The organism is Paenibacillus algorifonticola, assembly GCF_000971975.1.
Taxonomy (GTDB): Bacteria; Bacillota; Bacilli; order Paenibacillales; family Paenibacillaceae; genus Pristimantibacillus; species Pristimantibacillus algorifonticola.
In genome coordinates, this window is record NZ_KQ040781.1 from 1 (window position 1) to 18,088 (window position 18,088).

Consider the following 18,088-nt stretch of genomic DNA (forward strand, 5'->3'; position numbering starts at 1 on the left):
GCCTAGGTAAACTTGGAACGTTAGTTCTATTGACTAGGAAGCACCCACCTCTAAGCGTTAGCGTAGGTGGTGTGTAGTTCACTGCATAATTGTACATAGATGTGGTATAACCGAAATAAAAAAGAGGAGTGTTATTATGGCGAGCTATGAATATACGTCCAAGAAGGAATTGTTGGAAGTCATCCACTCCAATTATTTACTGCTGGACAAGGAGTTTGATGAAATCAGCAATGATCAAAAGGATGACAGAATACCGGACGTGGATAAAACGCCTGCTGAAATAATCGCTTACCAGTTAGGCTGGCTTGGTGTTGTGATGGGCTGGGATATGGATGAGAAAGCAGGGCGCCATGTCATTATGCCAACTCCAAATCATAAATGGAACCAGCTTGGTAGCCTGTACCAGTCCTTTTACGAGCGGTACACTGCCCTTTCCCTGACTGAGCTTAGAGACTTATTCCGGAAGGAGGAGCAGCGCTGGCTGGAATGGATTGACACATTGACCGAGGACGAGCTGTTTATACAAGGCGCTCGCCATTGGACGGGCAGTAAGGAAAACTGGCCAATGGCCCGGTGGATTCATATTAATTCGGCTGCTCCATTTAAATCATTCCGTGCGAAAATAAGGAAATGGAAAAAATATAATATAAAGCGGGAAACATTAGCCCCATAGTACGCTCCTATATTTTAAAACATCCGGATGTTCAGGGGATTTTAACCAGTGTGTCGAGATGTCTTGTAACGATGCTTTTCATCAATTCCTTGCTGAATCGCTCTGGATAGGTAACGCCATGCACGACAAGCCCGTCCACCAAGGCGTGAAGCCTTGCCGTTTCGTATTCAGCATCTATATTTGCTGTCGTTACGCCTTGCTGGATAAGGAGCTCTAACGACCTTCTTAGGCCGCTGTAAATTTCCTCATAGGTGTTGAGGCTTATCGCTCGTATCGCTTCGCTAACAGACGCCCTCCCTGCGAAGGCTAGCCATATTTGCGCCTCTTGCATGCTTACTTCCTCCAGTGGCATTAGCTCCCAGATGACCAGCTCCATATCGTGGCGGAGCATTCCGGTAAAGGGCAGCGCTTGTATGCGCTGATTCACCCGCTGCGAAACAAGCTGCATGGAAAAGGCCAGCAGCTCATCCTGCGAATTAAAATAATGTCTAATGGAGCCAAGCGACATGGTCATCTCATCGGCAACGTGGCGCACGGAGACGCTGTCCAGTCCTTCCCTCACAATAATGCGCCATACGGCTTCAGCAATTTGTTCTTTTCGTTTGTTGTGATCGACAATTTTAGGCATGAGTGTATTATAGCGCAGTTGTTTTTTTAATACAATTGAGCTATAATAAAATCAACTTTTAAATAATACATTCGTACTAAAAAGGTGAGGGATACAAATGGCCGTGTTTATTATTGGCTGTGAAATTGCTTTCTGGGTGTTTGTGCTGGCAGGTTTAGTCAGCCGCTATATGCTGCGCTCCCCGAAACTGGGAGCGTTTCTGCTGCTTTGTACCCCTGTTATCGATCTGGTGCTGCTTGCCGCGACTGTTATTCATCTCCGTGGCGGGGCGGAGGCAAGCTTCGTTCACGGTGTTGCCGCCATATATATCGGCTGCTCGATCGCTTATGGACATTCTATGATTCGCTGGGCAGATGTGCGGTTCGCCCATCGCTTTGCCGGAGGACCGGCACCACAGAAGAAAGTGAAAATGGGTGAAGAGCATGCCCGCAATGAGCGGGTAGGCTGGTTTCGCCATCTTGTCGCTTGGGCTATTGGATGTGCAGTGCTGTATGGCATGATTGTAATGGTTAACGAGCCGACCCAGACAGTGGCTTTAAAGCAAATCATGGAATGGTGGACATGGGTGCTGGGCATTGATTTTGTTATCAGCTTCAGCTATACGATCTGGCCAAGAAAGGCTAAAGCGACTAATGAAAAAGCCAGTTAACTAATGAGCAGGTGAAGTGTGAACAAAAAGAACGAAGCGGAGGCGCTTCTTCCTCTTGGAAGAGCAGCTCTGCTTCGTTCTTTTTGCTATACGGCTATGCAGCATGCCCCACCTCCTGAAAAAAGATTGGGTATAATAGCTATGATCGAACCGCTCTGAATAGAATGGGCACATAAAAGCCATAGCTGATTGTTAAAGTAAGGATCAATATGGGTAGAAGAGGAATTCAAATGATGAATAAAACTTTATTGCTAGTTGAAGATGAAAGCTTGATTCGGGAAGTGATAGCCGATTATTTCAAGATGAGCGGCTGGCGCGTATTTGAGGCGGAAAATGGCAAGGAAGCGCTGCTCTGGCTGGGCACCGTGCAGACCGATCTGATCATACTTGACATTATGATGCCGCAATTGGATGGCTTCGAGGTATGCCGGCAGGTGCGGAGCCGTTTGGCCATTCCGATTATTTTATTAACGGCTAGATCAAGCGATGAAGATAAAATTATGGGGTTTGAGCTAGGTGCCGACGATTATGTGACTAAGCCGTTTAGTCCTAAGGTGCTGCTGGCGCGGGCAGCCGCCTTAATGAAACGGGTGGAGGGCAGCGTCGTGCTGCAGCCGAATATTTTAAAATTTGGTGAAGCGCTGCTTAATTTGACGGCTCACCGTTTGGATGTGTTCGGTGCCGAGGTGGTGCTTGCGCCCAAAGAATACGAATTGCTGTTGTTTTTAATTAAAAATAAAGGCATTGTTCTGCGCAGGGACGTCATTTTGAACCAAATTTGGGGGATGGATTTTGAAGGGGATTCCCGCGTAGTTGATTCCCATATTAAGAAGCTCCGGAGCAAGCTCGGCTTTGAGGCTCGGCATATTCGTACCGTTATTGGTACGGGATATAAATTTGAGGAGGAGCCGTGAAGAAGCGGGGAGTTACTTTTAAACTATTCATTATGACCGTTGTTTTTTTTCTTTGTTTTTACGGCATGGTCATTCTTTGTCAGCTGCTGCTCTTTGACCAATTCTATGAATATCAGAAAATAAACGGCAATGAAAAGCAGCTGGCGAAATTTGCCCAAAACTATGCCCAGACGGGCTGGAGCTCCAGCAAAACGTCTAATGAAGCTGCCCGTTTTATGCTTCAAAATAAAACCCAGCTCGCCATTCTAACACTGGAGGGAAAAGTGAGAATGGATGATCCTTATCACATCACATTGAAAACGGACGATCATAATTTATATGTCGTTCCCTTGTCCTTGTTCTTGAACAACTACGAAACGGAATTTCGGGCAGCCGGCATTCAGACGGGGAACCTTGTAACGGTGGAAGGGGAGATGGAACCTGTAGCACAATCGATGAATCAGGTGCTTTATCCGTTAAGCATCCACAAAACGGGCCGGCCTAGTGTAGGCTACACATCCAATGAGACGCTAGGGGGAGAGCATAAGAAGGTTACCGGCATCGTCACCGAATTGATTCAGCCTGTTTCGAGGACGTATACGACGCGGCAAGGTATTATGCTGGATGCGATAAGCGAATGGTTTCCACTCAGTGAGGAGCGGATGGCAAAGCTTGAAAACATGGAGGTTGTAGAGGAGAAGTGGACGCAAACATGGTCCGGTGTCCGCAATTCGGTCATGATTTATCCTGTTAAGCAGCAATCGGGAGAAGTGGATTTGCTGTTTTCAGTGACCTCTCTACAGGAAATCGGCGAAACGAATCAAGCTTTGCGTTGGTTTTACGTCTATTTAGGCGTGGGGGGATTTCTCCTAATCGTCGTTCTATCGTTCTTTTTCTCCAAAATGGTTACACGACCGCTCATTTCGATGAACAATGCGGCCAAAAGAATGGTGCAGCTCGATTTCAGCATGCATGAGCCGATTCGGCAAAACGATGAGCTGGGAAGTTTATCCAGCAGCCTTCATACGCTCTCACGCAGCTTGGACACTGCCTTAGGGGAACTGAAGGAGGCAAATCAGCAGCTCGTGAAAGACATTGAGGAGAAGCAAAGGATGGAGCAGGTTCAGCAGGAGTTTTTCGCAAATGCCTCTCATGAGCTGAAAACGCCGCTTAGTATTGTGAAAAGCTTCAGCGAAGGGCTTCAGGATGGCGTAGGTGCTGGGAAACAGGACCACTATTTAAAAGTGATTGTAGAGGAAGCGCAGAACATGGAAATGCTCGTGGAGGATATGCTCAATTTGGCTACGCTGCAATCCGATACGTTCAAGCTGCGAAAAAGCACATTTATGCTTAGCGAGCTGCTTGAGGAAGTGACAGGAAATTATGTCCATATTCTACAAGGCAAGCAGCTTGAAGCTACCGTTATGACGAGCAACGAGCTCCCGCTGTATGCCGACGTGAGATGGATGAAGCATGTGCTCTCGAATTTTATAAGCAATGCGATTCAGCATGCGCAGGAAAACAGCGCCATTACGATTCAGATCGAGGGGAAAGGGAGGCGGCTGCTTTTCTCCATTGAAAATGTTGGCGATACGATTCCCGAGGAAAAGCTGGAGAAAATATGGCAGCGTTTTTACCGCGTCGAAAGCTCGCGCAATCGGCGAACGGGAGGCACGGGACTGGGGCTCTCTATTGTGAAACGGATTTTAGAGCTCCATGAAAGCGAGTACCAGGCTCAAAATACCGAAAATGGCGTGAAATTCACGGTTATTTTTAAAGGCTGATGCCTGCCTTAGTGAAATCGATCCCGCTGGCAGTGGAAGAGCGGTATTTTCATAGCCGAATTTCCCTGCAAAACCTGGAAGGCCAGCCACTTGGCAAGCTTGACTAGCCAGGCTGATAACAGCTAATATAGATAAATGAAGTCTTGTATTGAGGGGAATGACCCGCATGAAATATTCAAAAGCTACTAACTATGCTCTTCATACGATGCTGTTTCTTGTGGCGACCAGCCCGGATAAGCCGGTTGGGGTTCAGCAGCTGGCAGAGCGGCAGCAGGTATCGCCTACCTATTTGTCCAAAATATTGACCAAGCTGGTTAAGGCGGGTATGATTGAATCCGCTTCGGGCGCTAACGGTGGATATAAGCTAAAGCGCAATTGGGAACAAATATCGTTTTTAGATATTATTCATGCCATTGAAGGCACGGCCTCCTTGTTTGATTGCTCGCTGAATCATAATGCCGCTTGTTTAATTCAACAGGTGATGGTGTCGGCTGAGGAGAAGATGGAGGAGCATCTAAGAAATCAAACGATATTCGAGCTTGCTCAAAAAATGCCGAAACATTTAGCATAGACGGATGCCCATAGACTGGACGCTTGGATTAAAAGCGCTTAGGCTGTGGGTTTCTTTTTCGTGATATATATTAGGAAAGGACGAGGGCTGATGAGAACGGATATGATGTGGATGAAGCTGGAGCTTGCCAGGCAAAGGTGGGTATTGCTTGCAACGGAGCGTGGGCTGTGCCGAATTGTATTCCCGCATGAGGATCTGGAAGGCTGGCGCGATTGGATGAACAAAGTAGCGCCCGGTAAGGAGCCGCGGGAAGATGCGGAGGCGATTAGACGCATGGGCATTGTGGAATGGCTGGAGCGTTATTTTGCCGGGGAACGCTGCTCGTTTGCGGAAATACCGCTCGATTTAATCGGGACGACCTTTCAGCAGCAAGTGTGGACCGCGCTTGGTCAGGTGCCTTACGGTGAGACTCGAACCTATGGCGATATTGCAGCAGCCATCGGACGGCCTCAGGCAGTACGGGCTGTCGGTGCTGCGAATGGCGCCAACCCGATTCCGATTTTGCTGCCCTGCCACCGAATTGTTGGGGCGAATCGCAAGCTGACAGGCTTTCGCGGGGGTCTGGAGATGAAGCGCAGGCTGCTTGCGCTGGAGCGCATTGAAGGCATAGCAGACGGTGGGCATGCGAGGTTTCAATTTTAGCGTAAAACAGTTGGATTTGAAGTTGAGGTTTGTTATTTTGAAAAAGCGTCAAGCTTGGACAGTTTCATCTCGTCCAAGCTTGACGCTTTTATTTGCTTACGGTTTATTAGGATTTGTTGCTTTCAAACTCTTTACAAGCTTATTTCTCATTGTTTGCTTGCGGGACTGTACGCAGTTTGTAAATATCCATTAATTTATTGATTCTTCGAATAAGCTCCAATCGTACATGTTCAGGCTCGAGACATTCGCATTTATCGGCAAACCCAAGCAAATAACTGTAGCCAAGGTCATTTTCTTTGAATGGAAAAGAAACGAGCCATTTATTTTTTGCATAAGGTTCGACGTTTTCCTCCCCGCAGTACTCCACCATAAAGTCACGAAGCGATTCATCAATAAGAAGCTTAATGGCAATCGTCTGTTTCTCGGTTGTTTCGAACATTTCGGGCCCAATTTCCCTAGGTACAAAGCTTTCATTAAGGGGTTTAAGAGAGGAAATGCGAGATAATTTAAACGTACGAAAATCCTGTTTGGCCGTACAATAGCCCTGTAAATACCAATTCGAATTTTTCAGTACTAAACGATAGGGCTCGATTTTTCTCTGAGTCCGCTTGCTATTTTGGTCAGAATATTTAAACGACAATAGCCTCTTCTCATTAATCGCATTTTTCATTTCCTCGAAGTTTGGCTTTACGCTTCGGTTACCTAGCCAAGGCGTATGATCGATGGATATTTGATTTTCAAAATCCTTCATTTGCTCTTCGGAAACGAGCCCCTTTACTTTTGCAATCGTATTTAGAATTTCTTCACTAGACATAGAAGACTGAATGCTGTTGAGCCCAATTAATAAGGCCGTGATATCCGAAACCGTAAATAGCTTTTTTTCTATTTTGTAGGCTTCCATAATGCCAATACCACCATGAACACCGGGGTGGGAAATAATGGGAATTCCAGCTCTGTTTATGGCTTCTATATCTCGAAAAATCGTGCGAGGGGTGACTTCAAACATTTTCGCAAGGGTAGAAGTACTGACCTTATTACGCTCAAGCAGCAGCATAACGATAGATAATAATCGATCAATCTTCAATGGATTCACCCTTGTTTTTTTATTTTTTTTACGAAAAAAACTATGACATACTGTTGTCATAATTCTATATGATAACTTTAAATATGTCGAGGGACATAAACGAACAAATCCAAATTTATAAGGGAGCATGAAGGGCGTTTTTCAATGTATGTAGTTTAATCTAGGGGCTTACCTAAACTCTCAATTAATGGAGGTATGAAGTATGAAATTAATGGTAACCGGGGCAACGGGACAGCTTGGAGCATTAAGCGTCGAATCATTGCTGCAGCTAGTACCTGCAATCAGCCGGGAATGGCAAAGTAGGATGGGCCGGCTGCCGCGATTATGCAGAGGCCGCAGCTCGCGTGCTGGCTGGTGAAGGCCATGAGCATACGATTTGGTTCTTCTCGGCTATTACGCCGGTATCAACGATTGCTTTCATTGTCATGCTGCATATTTGTCTTATGATTGGCGTTTTATTGGTGTGGATGCCTGCCCAAACGAATGGGATGAATCAGCTTCCGCGTCACATGCACCCAGATGGAACAGCTATTATGAATACGCTCATTCAGATTGCAGGCGCAATTGGAATGGCAGTGGCGGTGAGCGTCATGACTTCCGGTGCAAATCATTATATGAAAACAGTGGCTGGGGAAGTCGGTTCGCCATTTACACCAGCAGCGCTTACTGCCGGAATTCAGAATGCCTTTTTGTTTGTCCTGTCCGTTGCAGTAGCAGGGGCCATCGTTGGACTGTTTATTAAACGTGTAAAAGCTGCCTAATTAAATCAAGACCAAATAAAATAGAGACATAATCAACGGATAACTAGTTTAGTTAGCTAGCCGTTGATTTTTTTCATGAAAAGACGTGGAAAGTGGGAAATGGTTGTTTTGAGCTTTTTCCAACCTGCTTGATTCGTTTAGGAGGTTAACGGATGGACCATTTTATACAGGTGAGTGGCGCAAGAGAAAATAATTTAAAAAACATTAGTATTAAAATTCCCCGCGATCAAGTCGTCGTATTTACAGGGGTGAGCGGTTCTGGCAAATCCAGCTTGGCGTTTGATACTCTTTATGCGGAAGGGCAAAAACGTTATGTGGAGTCACTATCTTCTTATGCTCGGCATTTTTTGGGACAAGTCGGCAAACCGGATGTAGACGCCATAGAAGGGCTTTCGCCAGCAATCGCCATTCAACAAAAAACGACCTCCAACAACCCGCGCTCTACAGTCGGGACGCTAACGGAAATTTATGATTATTTGCGTCTGCTATGGGCCAGAGTCGGAACGCCACATTGTCCGTCTTGTAAGGATGAAATTAGCCGGCAATCTGTGGATGAAATCGTTGATCAAATTTATAGTCTGCCGCAAGGAACGAGGTTTGCGGTGCTCGCCCCTATCGTCCAAAATCAAACAGGCGAGCACGATAAAATACTGGAGCAGGCCAAGGCAAGCGGTTACGCGCGTGTCCGGGTGGACGGTTCCTTTTATCAGCTGAATGATGATATTCCACTTCATAAAAACGAGAAGCATACGGTGGAAATTGTAGTAGATCGGCTTACGGTCAAAGCAGATGACTCACAGCGGATGACGGACTCTCTTGAAACCGCGTTTTCGCTATCTGGTGATATCGTCATTATTTATCAGTATGAAAGTCAAGAAGAGGCTTGCTTCTCGCAGAGCTACAGCTGTCCACGCTGCGGTATATCATTAAACGAGTTAACGCCTCGCATGTTTTCATTTAATAACCAAGAGGGGGCTTGCCGTACTTGCTCCGGACTTGGCTTTCATTTCAAAGTGGTTTCACTGAAAGGAGCTTCTGCGATACAGCAGGAGGAGGTCGATGAAACGCTCGCGCCGCCATGCCCAGATTGTCACGGTGACCGCCTTGCTCCAATGCTCCTTGCTGTCACGGTTGGCGGTATGAACATCGCTGAATTTTGCAGATTATCCGTTTCGGGTGCCCTTGATTTTATTGCGAATTTGAGGCTGCCTGGAGCGAAAGCGACGATTGCTGAATTAATTCTGACCGAAATTTATTCCCGGCTTCAGTTTCTGGACAATGTGGGCTTGGAGTATTTACAGCTCTCCCGAACGTCCGGTACCCTTTCTGGCGGTGAGAGCCAGCGCATTAGGCTGGCTTCTCAAATCGGTTCAGGCTTAACCGGCGTATTATATATTTTAGATGAGCCTTCCATTGGACTTCATCAACGAGACAATGCGCGCCTGTTGTCGGCATTAAAGGACATGCGCGAAATGGGGAATACGCTCATTGTAGTTGAGCATGATGAAGAAACGATTAGGCAAGCAGATTGGATTGTAGATATTGGGCCCGGCGCAGGGAAAAATGGAGGACATGTTGTCGCGCAAGGAACACTCGACGACATTACCATGGAGCCAAGCTCGATAACCGGCCAATATTTATCTCGCAAAAAACAAATTGCCGTGCCTGAATACAGACGTAAAGGCAATGGGAAATCTTTAACGATTATCGGTGCGGCGGAAAATAATTTGAAAGAAATTGATGTGTCCATACCACTGGGCACATTCACATGTGTGACGGGTGTTTCGGGTTCTGGAAAATCAAGCCTAATCAATGAAATTGTATATAAAAGACTGGCTGCGGAGCTCAACCGTGCCCACACGAGTGCCGGAAATCATCAGCAGATGCAGGGAATCCATTTTCTGGATAAGATCATTAACATTGACCAAAGCCCGATTGGGCGCACGCCACGCTCCAACCCGGCTACGTACACCGGACTTTTTGACCAAATTAGGTCGCTATACGCACTGACGAATGAAGCAAAGGTTCGCGGCTACGGTCCGGGAAGATTCTCGTTTAATATAACGGGAGGCCGCTGTGAGGCGTGTGCCGGCGACGGAATGATGAAGCTGGAAATGCATTTTCTTCCTAGCGTATTTGTAGCCTGTGATGCATGCAAAGGGAAACGTTATAATCGTGAAACACTGGAGGTTCATTATAAAGGTAAAAGCATTGCGGAAGTGTTGGAAATGACGGCGGATGAAGCGGTCGATTTTTTTGGCAACGTTCCTAAAATTCGTAAAAAGATCGAAGCGCTTTGCAAGGTAGGGCTGGGTTATGTTCAGCTGGGACAATCCTCCACCACGCTGTCAGGAGGTGAAGCACAGCGAGTGAAGCTTGCAGCAGAGCTGCAGAAGCCGGCTACAGGCTCAACCCTATATGTTATGGATGAGCCTACTACAGGGCTGCACGTTGCGGATGTGCATCAATTGGTTCATATTTTACATGCGCTCGTTGATGGTGGTAATACGGTAGTTGTCATTGAGCACAATTTGGATTTGATTAAAAACGCAGATTATATCATCGATTTAGGCCCCGAAGGCGGTACACATGGCGGCAGCATCGTTTGCACAGGTACTCCAGAGGAGGTAGCCAATTGCGAAGTCAGCTACACCGGACATTATTTGCGAGCTGAGCTGAAAGGAAACGAAACCAATGAATATAATGGATCAACAAGTTACCCATATTAAATTTGGTGTTGGACACGTAGTGGGCAAGGAAAATGGCAAAATAAACGTCTTATTTTCAAGCGAAATCGGGCAAAAATCATTCCAGTATCCGGATGCCTTTGCTCAATTCCTTCATATGAACAGTTCCGCTCTCCAAGACTTTATTATGTCGGAATATCAATCGAAGCAAGAACAGCTGCTCAGAGAAGAGGCGGAGCAATTGGCTGCTATACTAGCCGAGCGAAAAACGCCAGAAAAACCAGCCAAGCAATCGAGGAAAAAGGCTGAGTCCAAGAAGAAGCAATAGAACAGGGCAGGAGGGTTAATTTTGTACCAATACAAGGAGCAGTCCTATAATGAAGTTCGGTTTGATGGACGTGATTTGCGTTATGGCGAATTATTTCGCTGTACGTTTACGAAATGCACGTTTACGAACACTTCCATGGAAGAAGTAGTTACGACTAACTGTCGTTTCGTCGAATGCAGCTTTCGCGGAACGTCTTTAAACGGCTCCGTTCATACGGGGACAGCATTTGAAAATTGTAAGTTCAACGATGCAAACCTCTTTGTATCCATCTTCAACGCTTGCAAGATGACAGGTTCCGACTTTTCGAGTGCCCAAATGGACGGGATTACGATTGCTCAAGGAGACTGGGCTTACACGAACTTAAGGCATGCCCGATTTGCAAAACAAGATTTAAGAGGCGTTCGCTTTTTCGAGGCTGATTTTACGGATGCTAATTTGGAAAAGGCGGATTTAAGAGATGCCGATCTGACCCGAATATCTTTAAGCAAAGCTAGGCTCAAGGGAGCCGATTTAAGAGGGGCCAAGCTGGATGGGATTGATTTGAAGGGCCTTGATTTGAAGGGGGTACGAATGGATAGTGAACAGGCCGTAATTTTTTTGCGATCCTATGGAGCCATTATCAATTAATCCGAAGTAAATGGGATGAGCTTGAAAAGATGATCAACACTACTGACATCATGTTGTCAGTAGTGTTTTTGTATAGTTAGCTTAACAAAGTGCGAAGGAGAGAGCATGCATGTCACGGAATGAAGTATATGATACGAAGGCGGTAATGAGGAAGCTCGAAGAAATGACGGAAAGTGGACGCAATGAGCGACCAGCGCAGCTTGCATTGTCCATGGAGCAGGACGGTTTAGCAGTTGTAGCAAGCGATCCGTTGGAGCAGCGCCGTTATTGGATTGGCGTCGTATCGGAAGCGCATGTGCGGCTTGGTGTGGAAGAGGGCTTTGCCCAGCTTTGCCACGGCAAGGAAGCTGCGTTGAAGCGGATGCGCGCTGGAGATTGGCTCATTTATTATTCGCCACGTACGGAGATGAACGGAGGAGAAGCGCTGCAGGCGTTTACCGCAATTGGGCAGGTGATCGATGATCGGGTTTATCCGCACCAAATGTCGGAAACGTTCATTCCTTTTCGGCGGGACGTTCGCTTTCTGCCCTGCCAGACCGTAAAGATCGCGGATCTGCTGGACGACTTGACGTTTACTAGCGGAAAGCGCAACTGGGGCTATAGCTTCCGCTTCGGACAAATTAAAATTAGCCAGGCGGATTTTTTGGCCATTGCCACAAAAATGTTGGGGGAAAGCATGGAGGAAGCGCTTAAGACTTAATGTGAGTGTGCCAAGCGATAAACGGCCTCTAATCAGCAAAGGCCTTCTTGTGCCACGGTTAGACATTCTTCTACACGCAGCGACAATTTTTTACAAGGATATTATTGACAAATTTATGAGATGTAAGTAGAATTGAATAGGTAATTGTATATCAATAATTACAACTATTTGAAATTTTAGGAGGATGATTTGTTCGATGAAAAAAAGTACGGTATCCGTAGCTCTAGCTTTTACTATGCTGCTCTCGGCTCCAGCAGTGCTGCTGCAGCCAGCTGCAACCGTTATGGCGGCAGATGCGTCGGGTACGACAGCAAGCATCTCGAATGTTCTGAAGAACCAGCAAAGTGATGGAGGGTGGAGAAAAGATTACACAGAGAGTAGCGGAGAGTGGGCTAAATCTACAATCGACAATAAGGCAACTTATTCGGAGATTCGCAGATTAGCTAGTGAGTATAAGAAAACGAAGGACAGCAAATATTCCGCTGCGGCGATCAAGGGTATTAACTTTCTGATCAATATGCAATATGCTAATGGCGGATTCCCGCAAGTTTACCAAAGCTCAGGCTATCATAAACATATTACTTATAATGATAATGCGATGATTAATGTGTTGATTTTGCTGGATGAGGTTGCGAACAAAAAAGGCGATTTCTCTTTTATCGACAGCAGCCTGGCTAGCAAAAGCAAGCAAGCGGTGGACAAAGGGGTAGACTGCATTTTGAACACGCAAGTTACGGTTAGCGGCAAATTGACAGCTTGGGGGCAGCAGCATGATTCCAGTACGCTGAAGCCAGCCGGAGCAAGAATTTATGAAGTGCCGTCCCTCACCGCTCAGGAAAGTGTAAACATTGTGAAGTTTTTGAAAACCAGAACATCCAATTCCAAAATCGCCGCTTCGATTAAGGGCGCTGAAGACTGGTTCAAAGCTGTGCAGATTACGGGAATCCGGGTCGAGAAGAAGAGTGGTGATGTCGTTGTAATCAGCGATCCGAGTGTGAAGACGCCGATCTGGGCACGGTTTTACGAAATAGGCAGCAACAAGCCAATCTTTGTAGGGCGTGACGGTATAGTGAAGTACAAGCTTAGTGACATTGAGAAAGAAAGAAGAACAGGCTACGCATGGTATGGCAACTGGCCAGCCAAGTAAGGGGACAATTGCCTTAGTCATAGAATTAGGAATAGGAACCAGCCGAGATATTGCGCAGCTGGTTCCTATTTTTATAGCAGCATCCTTTTGCTATTGTTCCTGACATTCAGATCAAGTCAAGGAAGCTTTTTTATAAAAAGCTCGATCTGGTCCATATATTCGCTGACGGTTATCTTTCTTGGTGCAAACAGACTAATAAAAGTTGCTTTTAGATCCGAATTAGCGGTGCTCGTGCTCAGCATGGAGTCCTGCAGCGTCGGATAAAAAGTTTTTGCTCACAAATGTCCATCTATCCTTTGTTCATTGACTTGTTGTTCATACGCTATGCGGGCTGCGCTCTTTACGATGATTTTGAAAGGAAAGCTGTTCATATAAACGTTTAGCGCCCGGGTTATGGCCCGAAACGTGCAGGCTCAGAACCTTAAAAAGTGGACGGGCACGGGCATAATGCTCCGCCCACCCCAGCATCAGCATGAACAGATTCATGCATTATTTTAGCCAGACTGTTAATGGTAATTTCATTTTTCATTAGGTCGCTCCTAAGATTTGTGATGGGGAATAGCTTCATTAGCTTCACTATATATCTTAGGTCAGTCCTCAGGTCAAGCTTGTGCTCCATTTATATTGCTTAGCTTACCTACTTAGAAAAACGACAAAGGTAGACACGCCTCTACATAAAGATACAAATTTTTACAAGGATATTATTGACAAATTACCGGGCGATGAGTAAAATGAAGAGGTAATTATGTATCATATTTTACAACTATTTGAAAAAATGAAAGGGGAATTTGTTCGATGAAAAAAAGTACAGTATCCGTAGCTTTAGCTTTTACCATGCTTCTCTCTGCTCCAGCCGTAATTTTGCAACCGCTCACAACGGTTATGGCAGCCGATGCTTCGGGTACCACAGCAAGCCTATCCGATGTTTTGAAAAACCAGCAAGCGGATGGAGGATGGAGAAAGGATTATTCTGAAACTAGTGGCGAGTGGTCCAAGTCTACAATCGACAATAAGGCAACTTATTCGGAGATTCGAAGACTGGCTAGCGAGTATCAGAAAACGAAGGACAGCAAATATTCCACAGCAGCAATCAAGGGTATTAACTTTCTAATCAATATGCAATATGCTAATGGCGGATTCCCACAAGTTTACCAAAGCTCAGGCTATCATAAACATATTACCTATAATGATAATGCGATGATTAATGTGTTGATTTTACTAGATGAGGTCGCAAGCAAAAAAGGCGATTTCTCCTTTATCGACAGCACTTTGGCTGCCAAAAGCAAGCAAGCGGTGGATAAAGGGGTAGACTGCATTTTGAACACGCAGGTTACAGTTAGCGGGAAATTGACAGCGTGGGGCCAGCAGCATGATTCCAGCACATTGAAGCCAGCCGGGGCGAGAATTTATGAAGTGCCGTCCCTCACTGCGCAAGAGAGCGTAAACATTGTGAAGTTTCTGAAGACGAGAACGTCCACTACGAAAATCGCTGCCGCGATTAAAGGGGCCGAAGACTGGTTCAAGGCAGTGCAAATTACAGGAATTCGGGTTGAGAAAACGAGCAATGATGTCGTTGTGATCAGCGATTCGAGCGTCACAACACCGATCTGGGCACGTTTCTACGAGATAGGCACCAACAAACCAATCTTTGTGGGCCGTGATGGTGTAGTGAAGTACAAGCTTAGTGACATCGATCAAGAAAGAAGAACAGGCTACGCATGGTATGGCAACTGGCCATCCAAATAATAGGACATACTTGATGCACAATAAACAATTGCTTTTGTTTTAGGAATAAGGAGATCTATTCGGCGAGCAGCCCGGAAAAACCTTGATTTTACAAGGGACTTTTCCGGGCTTATTCGATTTTTTCGTTACAAGCAGTGTCGAATTATGATATGGTCGTTGAAGGCGGATTGCGGGAGCAGTCGCTTGGGATATGAATGATGAGGAGAAGATTTACTGTGAAGGAACAAATGGTACAAAAGGAACAAAACAATCGAAGTAAGTTTAGTGATCCGAAATTTGTAGCGCTAATCGCTACTTTGTGCTGCTTATTGTGGGGGAGTGCCTATCCATCTATTAAGCTGGGCTACCTCGCCTTTGACATCATGCCAGAGGACATCGCTTCAAAATATGTATTTGCCGGCTATCGCTTTGTGCTCGCAGGGCTGGTGCTGCTGGTGCTATTCCGGGCAACGGGCAAGAAGGTGCTTGCCTTATCCAAAAGCCAGATGACAAGCTTGCTCGTTCTTGGCCTAATGCAGACAGGGCTCCAGTATATATTTTTTTATGTGGGGGTAGGCAATACGACAGGCGTCAAAGGCTCTATTATGAATGCCACGACGACCTTTTTCAGCGTCATTTTTGCACATTACCTCTATAAAAATGACAAGCTAGGCAAAAATAAAATTATCGGCTGTCTGCTCGGTTTTATCGGCGTCATTTTTGTTAATTTTCATACGGATTTGCTGGCGTTCTCTTTCTCCTATAAAGGTGAGGGATTCGTCATCCTGGCTGCCCTCATCTTCTCCATCACCGCCATTTATGCCAAAAAGCTGACAGCCACGATTGATGTTTTGCTGGTCACGGGCTTTAGCCTGCTAATTGGCGGTCTGGCCCTAACCTTGCTGGGACTCGGACTTGGGGGCCGTGTGACCCATTTTACACCGGAGTCGGCTGGCAATCTTATTTATTTGGCTCTGCTGTCCTCGGCCGCTTTCTGCCTATGGAATCTGCTGCTGAAGTATAACAAAGTCGGGCAGGTATCCGTTTATAACTTTCTGATTCCCGTGTTTGGGACATTGCTGTCAGCATTGTTTCTCGGTGAACAGATTATGGAGTTTAAAAATCTCGTGGCCCTGCTGTTCGTATCTCTTGGCATTTACATGGTCAATCGGACGCGGAAAGAGGTCATAGTCCCGCAAGGCTCGGAAGCATTGCGAAGTAGTCGTTAATAATAGTCGTTAATAGACGATACTTCAGCGAAAAATACGTCAAAGCGACAGAAGTTAAAACCCGTCAAGAGCCTTGTGAAATCAAGGCTTCTGACGGGTTTTTTTTGATCGTTCCATTTTGAAGCCTGCCAGTCCGAGAACAATCTGCCTATTTTCATCATTGACACTGCTCCAAATTATGGTTATGATGAACTCGACTGTTAATAGTAATCATTACTATTAAACGATAAAAAAGCAAGAGGAGCACGGGATCAAAAAATTTAATTAGAGGGTCGTTGTGATGAAACGAGAAATCGATTTTGTAAAGTTCAATCCCACGCAAAATATGACTATTCTTGTGAAAACGAATCATTCTGCTTCCGAGTACAAGCACATTGCTTCAAAAATGATGTCTTATGACAGTGTTTATGCTGAACAAGTAGGCTTCATCGAACAACCGAATAAACAAGAAGCTGCTGCCTATTTGCAAATGGCGGGAGGTGAGTTTTGCGGCAATGCTTGTATGGCGCTCGCTGCTTTTCTTGCATCTGAACAAGGAATCCATCAGAACGATGTAATGGAAATCGTATTAGAAGCCTCGGGGACCGATCAGTTAGTCACATGCCAAGTGAAAAAAATCAAAGAAGAATATTTCTGCCAAGTGGCGATGCCTATGCCTCGAAAAATAGAGCAGCAGACCGTTGTGTATGAAGGCGGTGATTTGAATATTGCCATTGTAAGATACGATGATTTTTTTCATATTGTCATTGAAGTAGACCAATTCGATAGGGCCGAGAAGGAAAGAGCACAATCATTAGCCAAGCTGCTTGGCATAACGTTAGGAGCCAACTTGATCGGCATATTATTGTTTAAGTCCGAGTCTAATGAAATGGCTCCGCTCATTTATGTTCCTCCTTTAGACAGCATGATTTGGGAGAGGGGCTGCGGATCAGGCACGGCTTCACTTGGAGCATACCTTTCTTGGAAAAATAAAGGGGCTATTGCTGCGCAGGTTAAACAGCCCGGCGGCACGATTCATGTAACGGCTGATTGTTATAAAGATGAGGTAACAAGCTTGAAAATTGAAGGATCTGTTGGAATCGTAGCACAAGGCAAAGCATTTATTTCGGTTTAACGATTAAACGGTAGGGAGAGAAGCGAATGAATCAGTTAACAACATTTGAACAAAGCTTGACCTTGTTTCGAGATCGGTTTACAGATTTAGTAAAGGGTTATGACGGCACCACTCACAATAGCTCGGAGCTAGAACGGGTAATAGATGACTATTCAGCTTTCATCCTAGACGAAGGGAACAAAGCATCGTGGGAAACCATGGAGCAGCAAGCCGCAAATGAGCTTCCTCAGCTTCTCGCCGACTTAAGGAAGATGTCTTCGTTATGTGTCGCTATTATGGAGAAATATCGCGCCTTGAAGCTGCTTGCTGGGGAAACGGACAAAACCGATTATTTTAAAAATATAGAGTCCTGCATTGAACAAGAGTTTGGAAGCTTTCAAGTCACTGCGGATTCCACCGTATTGTTGATTGGCTCAGGCTCGTTCCCCATGACGCCATTATTTATTGCAAAGCGGACGGGCGCACAAGTAGTTGGCATTGATATTGATGAGGAGGCTATCGAGCTAGGGCGAAGGGTGGTACATAGATTAGGAAGCGGATTAAACATTCGCTTAGAGAAAGCGTTTGTAGAGCAGCTTGATGTCACCAAGGATGTGACCCATATCATTTTCAGCTCAACCGTTTCCAATAAATATGAGCTGCTGGAGCAATTGCATGCCTTAACGAATGAGCAGGTGGTCGTGGCGATGAGATATGGCAATCAGCTGAAATCCTTATTCAATTACCCCATGCAAGCAGTGAAAGAGGGCAAATGGAGTCTGGTGGACACGATATTGCGCCCTGATCATGTGTTTGACATTGCTTTGTACAAAAAAGCATAGATTTCATATTGATCCATAAGGAGGC

At 45.7% G+C, this 18,088-nt stretch carries 20 protein-coding genes; 17 read left to right on the top strand and 3 right to left on the bottom strand.

Annotation, left to right across the window (positions count from 1 at the left end):
- The first annotated feature begins 136 nt into the window (after positions 1-136).
- Positions 137-673 carry a ClbS/DfsB family four-helix bundle protein gene (locus WH37_RS03545; protein WP_046229204.1) on the top strand — a complete coding sequence of 179 codons (537 nt, stop codon included), beginning with the start codon at positions 137-139 and terminating at the stop codon, positions 671-673.
- Between the two features lie 31 nt (positions 674-704).
- Here WH37_RS03545 and WH37_RS03550 read toward each other — a convergent pair whose 3' ends face one another.
- On the bottom strand, positions 705-1,301 hold the full coding sequence (locus tag WH37_RS03550; RefSeq protein WP_046229205.1) for a TetR/AcrR family transcriptional regulator: 597 nt from the start codon (positions 1,299-1,301) through the stop codon (positions 705-707).
- 97 nt (positions 1,302-1,398) lie between these two features.
- On the opposite strand from WH37_RS03550, the gene WH37_RS03555 reads away from it, so the two are divergent.
- The 5 genes from WH37_RS03555 (at position 1,399) to WH37_RS03575 (ending at position 5,840) form a co-directional block, all read left to right on the top strand.
- On the top strand, positions 1,399-1,950 hold the full coding sequence (locus WH37_RS03555) for a hypothetical protein (protein WP_046229206.1): 552 nt from the start codon (positions 1,399-1,401) through the stop codon (positions 1,948-1,950).
- A 233-nt stretch (positions 1,951-2,183) separates the two neighbouring features.
- The gene (locus tag WH37_RS03560; protein ID WP_046229301.1) at positions 2,184-2,864 is read left to right on the top strand and encodes a response regulator transcription factor; all 681 of its coding nucleotides are present in this window, start codon (positions 2,184-2,186) and stop codon (positions 2,862-2,864) included.
- Positions 2,861-4,627 carry a sensor histidine kinase gene (locus WH37_RS03565; protein ID WP_046229207.1) on the top strand — a complete coding sequence of 589 codons (1,767 nt, stop codon included), beginning with the start codon at positions 2,861-2,863 and terminating at the stop codon, positions 4,625-4,627. Before WH37_RS03560 ends, WH37_RS03565 begins: the two co-directional genes overlap by 4 nt.
- Before the next feature lie 166 nt (positions 4,628-4,793).
- Positions 4,794-5,198, top strand: a complete 405-nt coding sequence (locus WH37_RS03570; protein WP_046229208.1) for an Rrf2 family transcriptional regulator — start codon at positions 4,794-4,796, stop codon at positions 5,196-5,198.
- A 90-nt stretch (positions 5,199-5,288) separates the two neighbouring features.
- Positions 5,289-5,840 carry a methylated-DNA--[protein]-cysteine S-methyltransferase gene (locus WH37_RS03575; RefSeq protein WP_046229209.1) on the top strand — a complete coding sequence of 184 codons (552 nt, stop codon included), beginning with the start codon at positions 5,289-5,291 and terminating at the stop codon, positions 5,838-5,840.
- A gap of 139 nt (positions 5,841-5,979) precedes the next feature.
- Here WH37_RS03575 and WH37_RS03580 read toward each other — a convergent pair whose 3' ends face one another.
- A complete protein-coding gene (locus tag WH37_RS03580; RefSeq protein ID WP_046229210.1) occupies positions 5,980-6,924 on the bottom strand; it encodes a helix-turn-helix transcriptional regulator in 945 nt (314 codons plus the stop codon).
- A gap of 202 nt (positions 6,925-7,126) precedes the next feature.
- Between WH37_RS03580 and WH37_RS37210 the strand changes: the two genes are divergently transcribed.
- The 9 genes from WH37_RS37210 (at position 7,127) to WH37_RS03620 (ending at position 16,128) form a co-directional block, all read left to right on the top strand.
- Positions 7,127-7,282 (top strand): hypothetical protein, encoded by a 156-nt coding sequence (locus WH37_RS37210; protein WP_156182217.1) that lies wholly within the window; start codon positions 7,127-7,129, stop codon positions 7,280-7,282.
- Entirely contained in the window at positions 7,269-7,685 is a 417-nt protein-coding gene (locus WH37_RS37215) for an MFS transporter (RefSeq protein WP_046229211.1), read from the top strand. The genes WH37_RS37210 and WH37_RS37215 overlap by 14 nt, the downstream gene beginning before the upstream one ends.
- A 152-nt stretch (positions 7,686-7,837) precedes the next feature.
- On the top strand, positions 7,838-10,414 hold the full coding sequence (gene uvrA / locus WH37_RS03590) for an excinuclease ABC subunit UvrA (protein ID WP_046229212.1): 2,577 nt from the start codon (positions 7,838-7,840) through the stop codon (positions 10,412-10,414).
- The gene (locus WH37_RS03595) at positions 10,380-10,700 is read left to right on the top strand and encodes a hypothetical protein (protein WP_046229213.1); all 321 of its coding nucleotides are present in this window, start codon (positions 10,380-10,382) and stop codon (positions 10,698-10,700) included. Before uvrA ends, WH37_RS03595 begins: the two co-directional genes overlap by 35 nt.
- Positions 10,701-10,721: 21 nt before the next feature.
- Entirely contained in the window at positions 10,722-11,327 is a 606-nt protein-coding gene (locus tag WH37_RS03600) for a pentapeptide repeat-containing protein (RefSeq protein WP_046229214.1), read from the top strand.
- 211 nt (positions 11,328-11,538) lie between these two features.
- A complete protein-coding gene (locus WH37_RS03605; protein ID WP_046229302.1) occupies positions 11,539-12,027 on the top strand; it encodes an EVE domain-containing protein in 489 nt (162 codons plus the stop codon).
- 196 nt (positions 12,028-12,223) lie between these two features.
- The gene (gene pelA / locus WH37_RS03610) at positions 12,224-13,174 is read left to right on the top strand and encodes a pectate lyase (protein ID WP_046229215.1); all 951 of its coding nucleotides are present in this window, start codon (positions 12,224-12,226) and stop codon (positions 13,172-13,174) included.
- Between the two features lie 795 nt (positions 13,175-13,969).
- Positions 13,970-14,920, top strand: a complete 951-nt coding sequence (pelA, locus tag WH37_RS03615) for a pectate lyase (protein ID WP_177218051.1) — start codon at positions 13,970-13,972, stop codon at positions 14,918-14,920.
- 215 nt (positions 14,921-15,135) lie between these two features.
- Positions 15,136-16,128: a DMT family transporter gene (locus tag WH37_RS03620; RefSeq protein WP_231594109.1), complete on the top strand. Its 993-nt coding sequence runs from the start codon at positions 15,136-15,138 to the stop codon at positions 16,126-16,128.
- Here WH37_RS03620 and WH37_RS35315 read toward each other — a convergent pair.
- Positions 16,125-16,289, bottom strand: a complete 165-nt coding sequence (locus tag WH37_RS35315; RefSeq protein WP_156182219.1) for a hypothetical protein — start codon at positions 16,287-16,289, stop codon at positions 16,125-16,127. The two genes, WH37_RS03620 and WH37_RS35315, sit on opposite strands and share 4 nt — an antisense overlap.
- A 119-nt stretch (positions 16,290-16,408) precedes the next feature.
- Here WH37_RS35315 and WH37_RS03625 point away from each other — a divergent pair, with 119 nt between their 5' ends.
- Both WH37_RS03625 and WH37_RS03630 read left to right on the top strand, forming a co-directional pair.
- Positions 16,409-17,242: a histidine racemase CntK family protein gene (locus WH37_RS03625; RefSeq protein WP_046229217.1), complete on the top strand. Its 834-nt coding sequence runs from the start codon at positions 16,409-16,411 to the stop codon at positions 17,240-17,242.
- Between the two features lie 26 nt (positions 17,243-17,268).
- Complete coding sequence (locus WH37_RS03630; RefSeq protein WP_046229218.1) at positions 17,269-18,063, top strand: nicotianamine synthase family protein; 795 nt, start codon at positions 17,269-17,271, stop codon at positions 18,061-18,063.
- Positions 18,064-18,088 lie beyond the last annotated feature (25 nt).

What these genes read in the sequence shown, in the direction of transcription:
- WH37_RS03550 (WP_046229205.1), bottom strand. Translation starts at nt 1,301, where the DNA reads ATGCCTAAAATTGTCGATCACAACAAACGAAAAGAACAAATTGCTGAA.
- WH37_RS03570 (WP_046229208.1), top strand. Translation starts at nt 4,794, where the DNA reads ATGAAATATTCAAAAGCTACTAACTATGCTCTTCATACGATGCTGTTT.
- WH37_RS03560 (WP_046229301.1), top strand. Translation starts at nt 2,184, where the DNA reads ATGAATAAAACTTTATTGCTAGTTGAAGATGAAAGCTTGATTCGGGAA.
- WH37_RS03555 (WP_046229206.1), top strand. Translation starts at nt 1,399, where the DNA reads ATGGCCGTGTTTATTATTGGCTGTGAAATTGCTTTCTGGGTGTTTGTG.
- WH37_RS35315 (WP_156182219.1), bottom strand. Translation starts at nt 16,289, where the DNA reads ATGATGAAAATAGGCAGATTGTTCTCGGACTGGCAGGCTTCAAAATGG.
- pelA (WP_177218051.1), top strand. Translation starts at nt 13,970, where the DNA reads ATGAAAAAAAGTACAGTATCCGTAGCTTTAGCTTTTACCATGCTTCTC.
- WH37_RS37210 (WP_156182217.1), top strand. Translation starts at nt 7,127, where the DNA reads ATGAAATTAATGGTAACCGGGGCAACGGGACAGCTTGGAGCATTAAGC.
- WH37_RS03625 (WP_046229217.1), top strand. Translation starts at nt 16,409, where the DNA reads ATGAAACGAGAAATCGATTTTGTAAAGTTCAATCCCACGCAAAATATG.
- uvrA (WP_046229212.1), top strand. Translation starts at nt 7,838, where the DNA reads ATGGACCATTTTATACAGGTGAGTGGCGCAAGAGAAAATAATTTAAAA.
- pelA (WP_046229215.1), top strand. Translation starts at nt 12,224, where the DNA reads ATGAAAAAAAGTACGGTATCCGTAGCTCTAGCTTTTACTATGCTGCTC.
- WH37_RS03630 (WP_046229218.1), top strand. Translation starts at nt 17,269, where the DNA reads ATGAATCAGTTAACAACATTTGAACAAAGCTTGACCTTGTTTCGAGAT.
- WH37_RS03575 (WP_046229209.1), top strand. Translation starts at nt 5,289, where the DNA reads ATGAGAACGGATATGATGTGGATGAAGCTGGAGCTTGCCAGGCAAAGG.
- WH37_RS03595 (WP_046229213.1), top strand. Translation starts at nt 10,380, where the DNA reads ATGAATATAATGGATCAACAAGTTACCCATATTAAATTTGGTGTTGGA.
- WH37_RS03545 (WP_046229204.1), top strand. Translation starts at nt 137, where the DNA reads ATGGCGAGCTATGAATATACGTCCAAGAAGGAATTGTTGGAAGTCATC.
- WH37_RS03605 (WP_046229302.1), top strand. Translation starts at nt 11,539, where the DNA reads ATGGAGCAGGACGGTTTAGCAGTTGTAGCAAGCGATCCGTTGGAGCAG.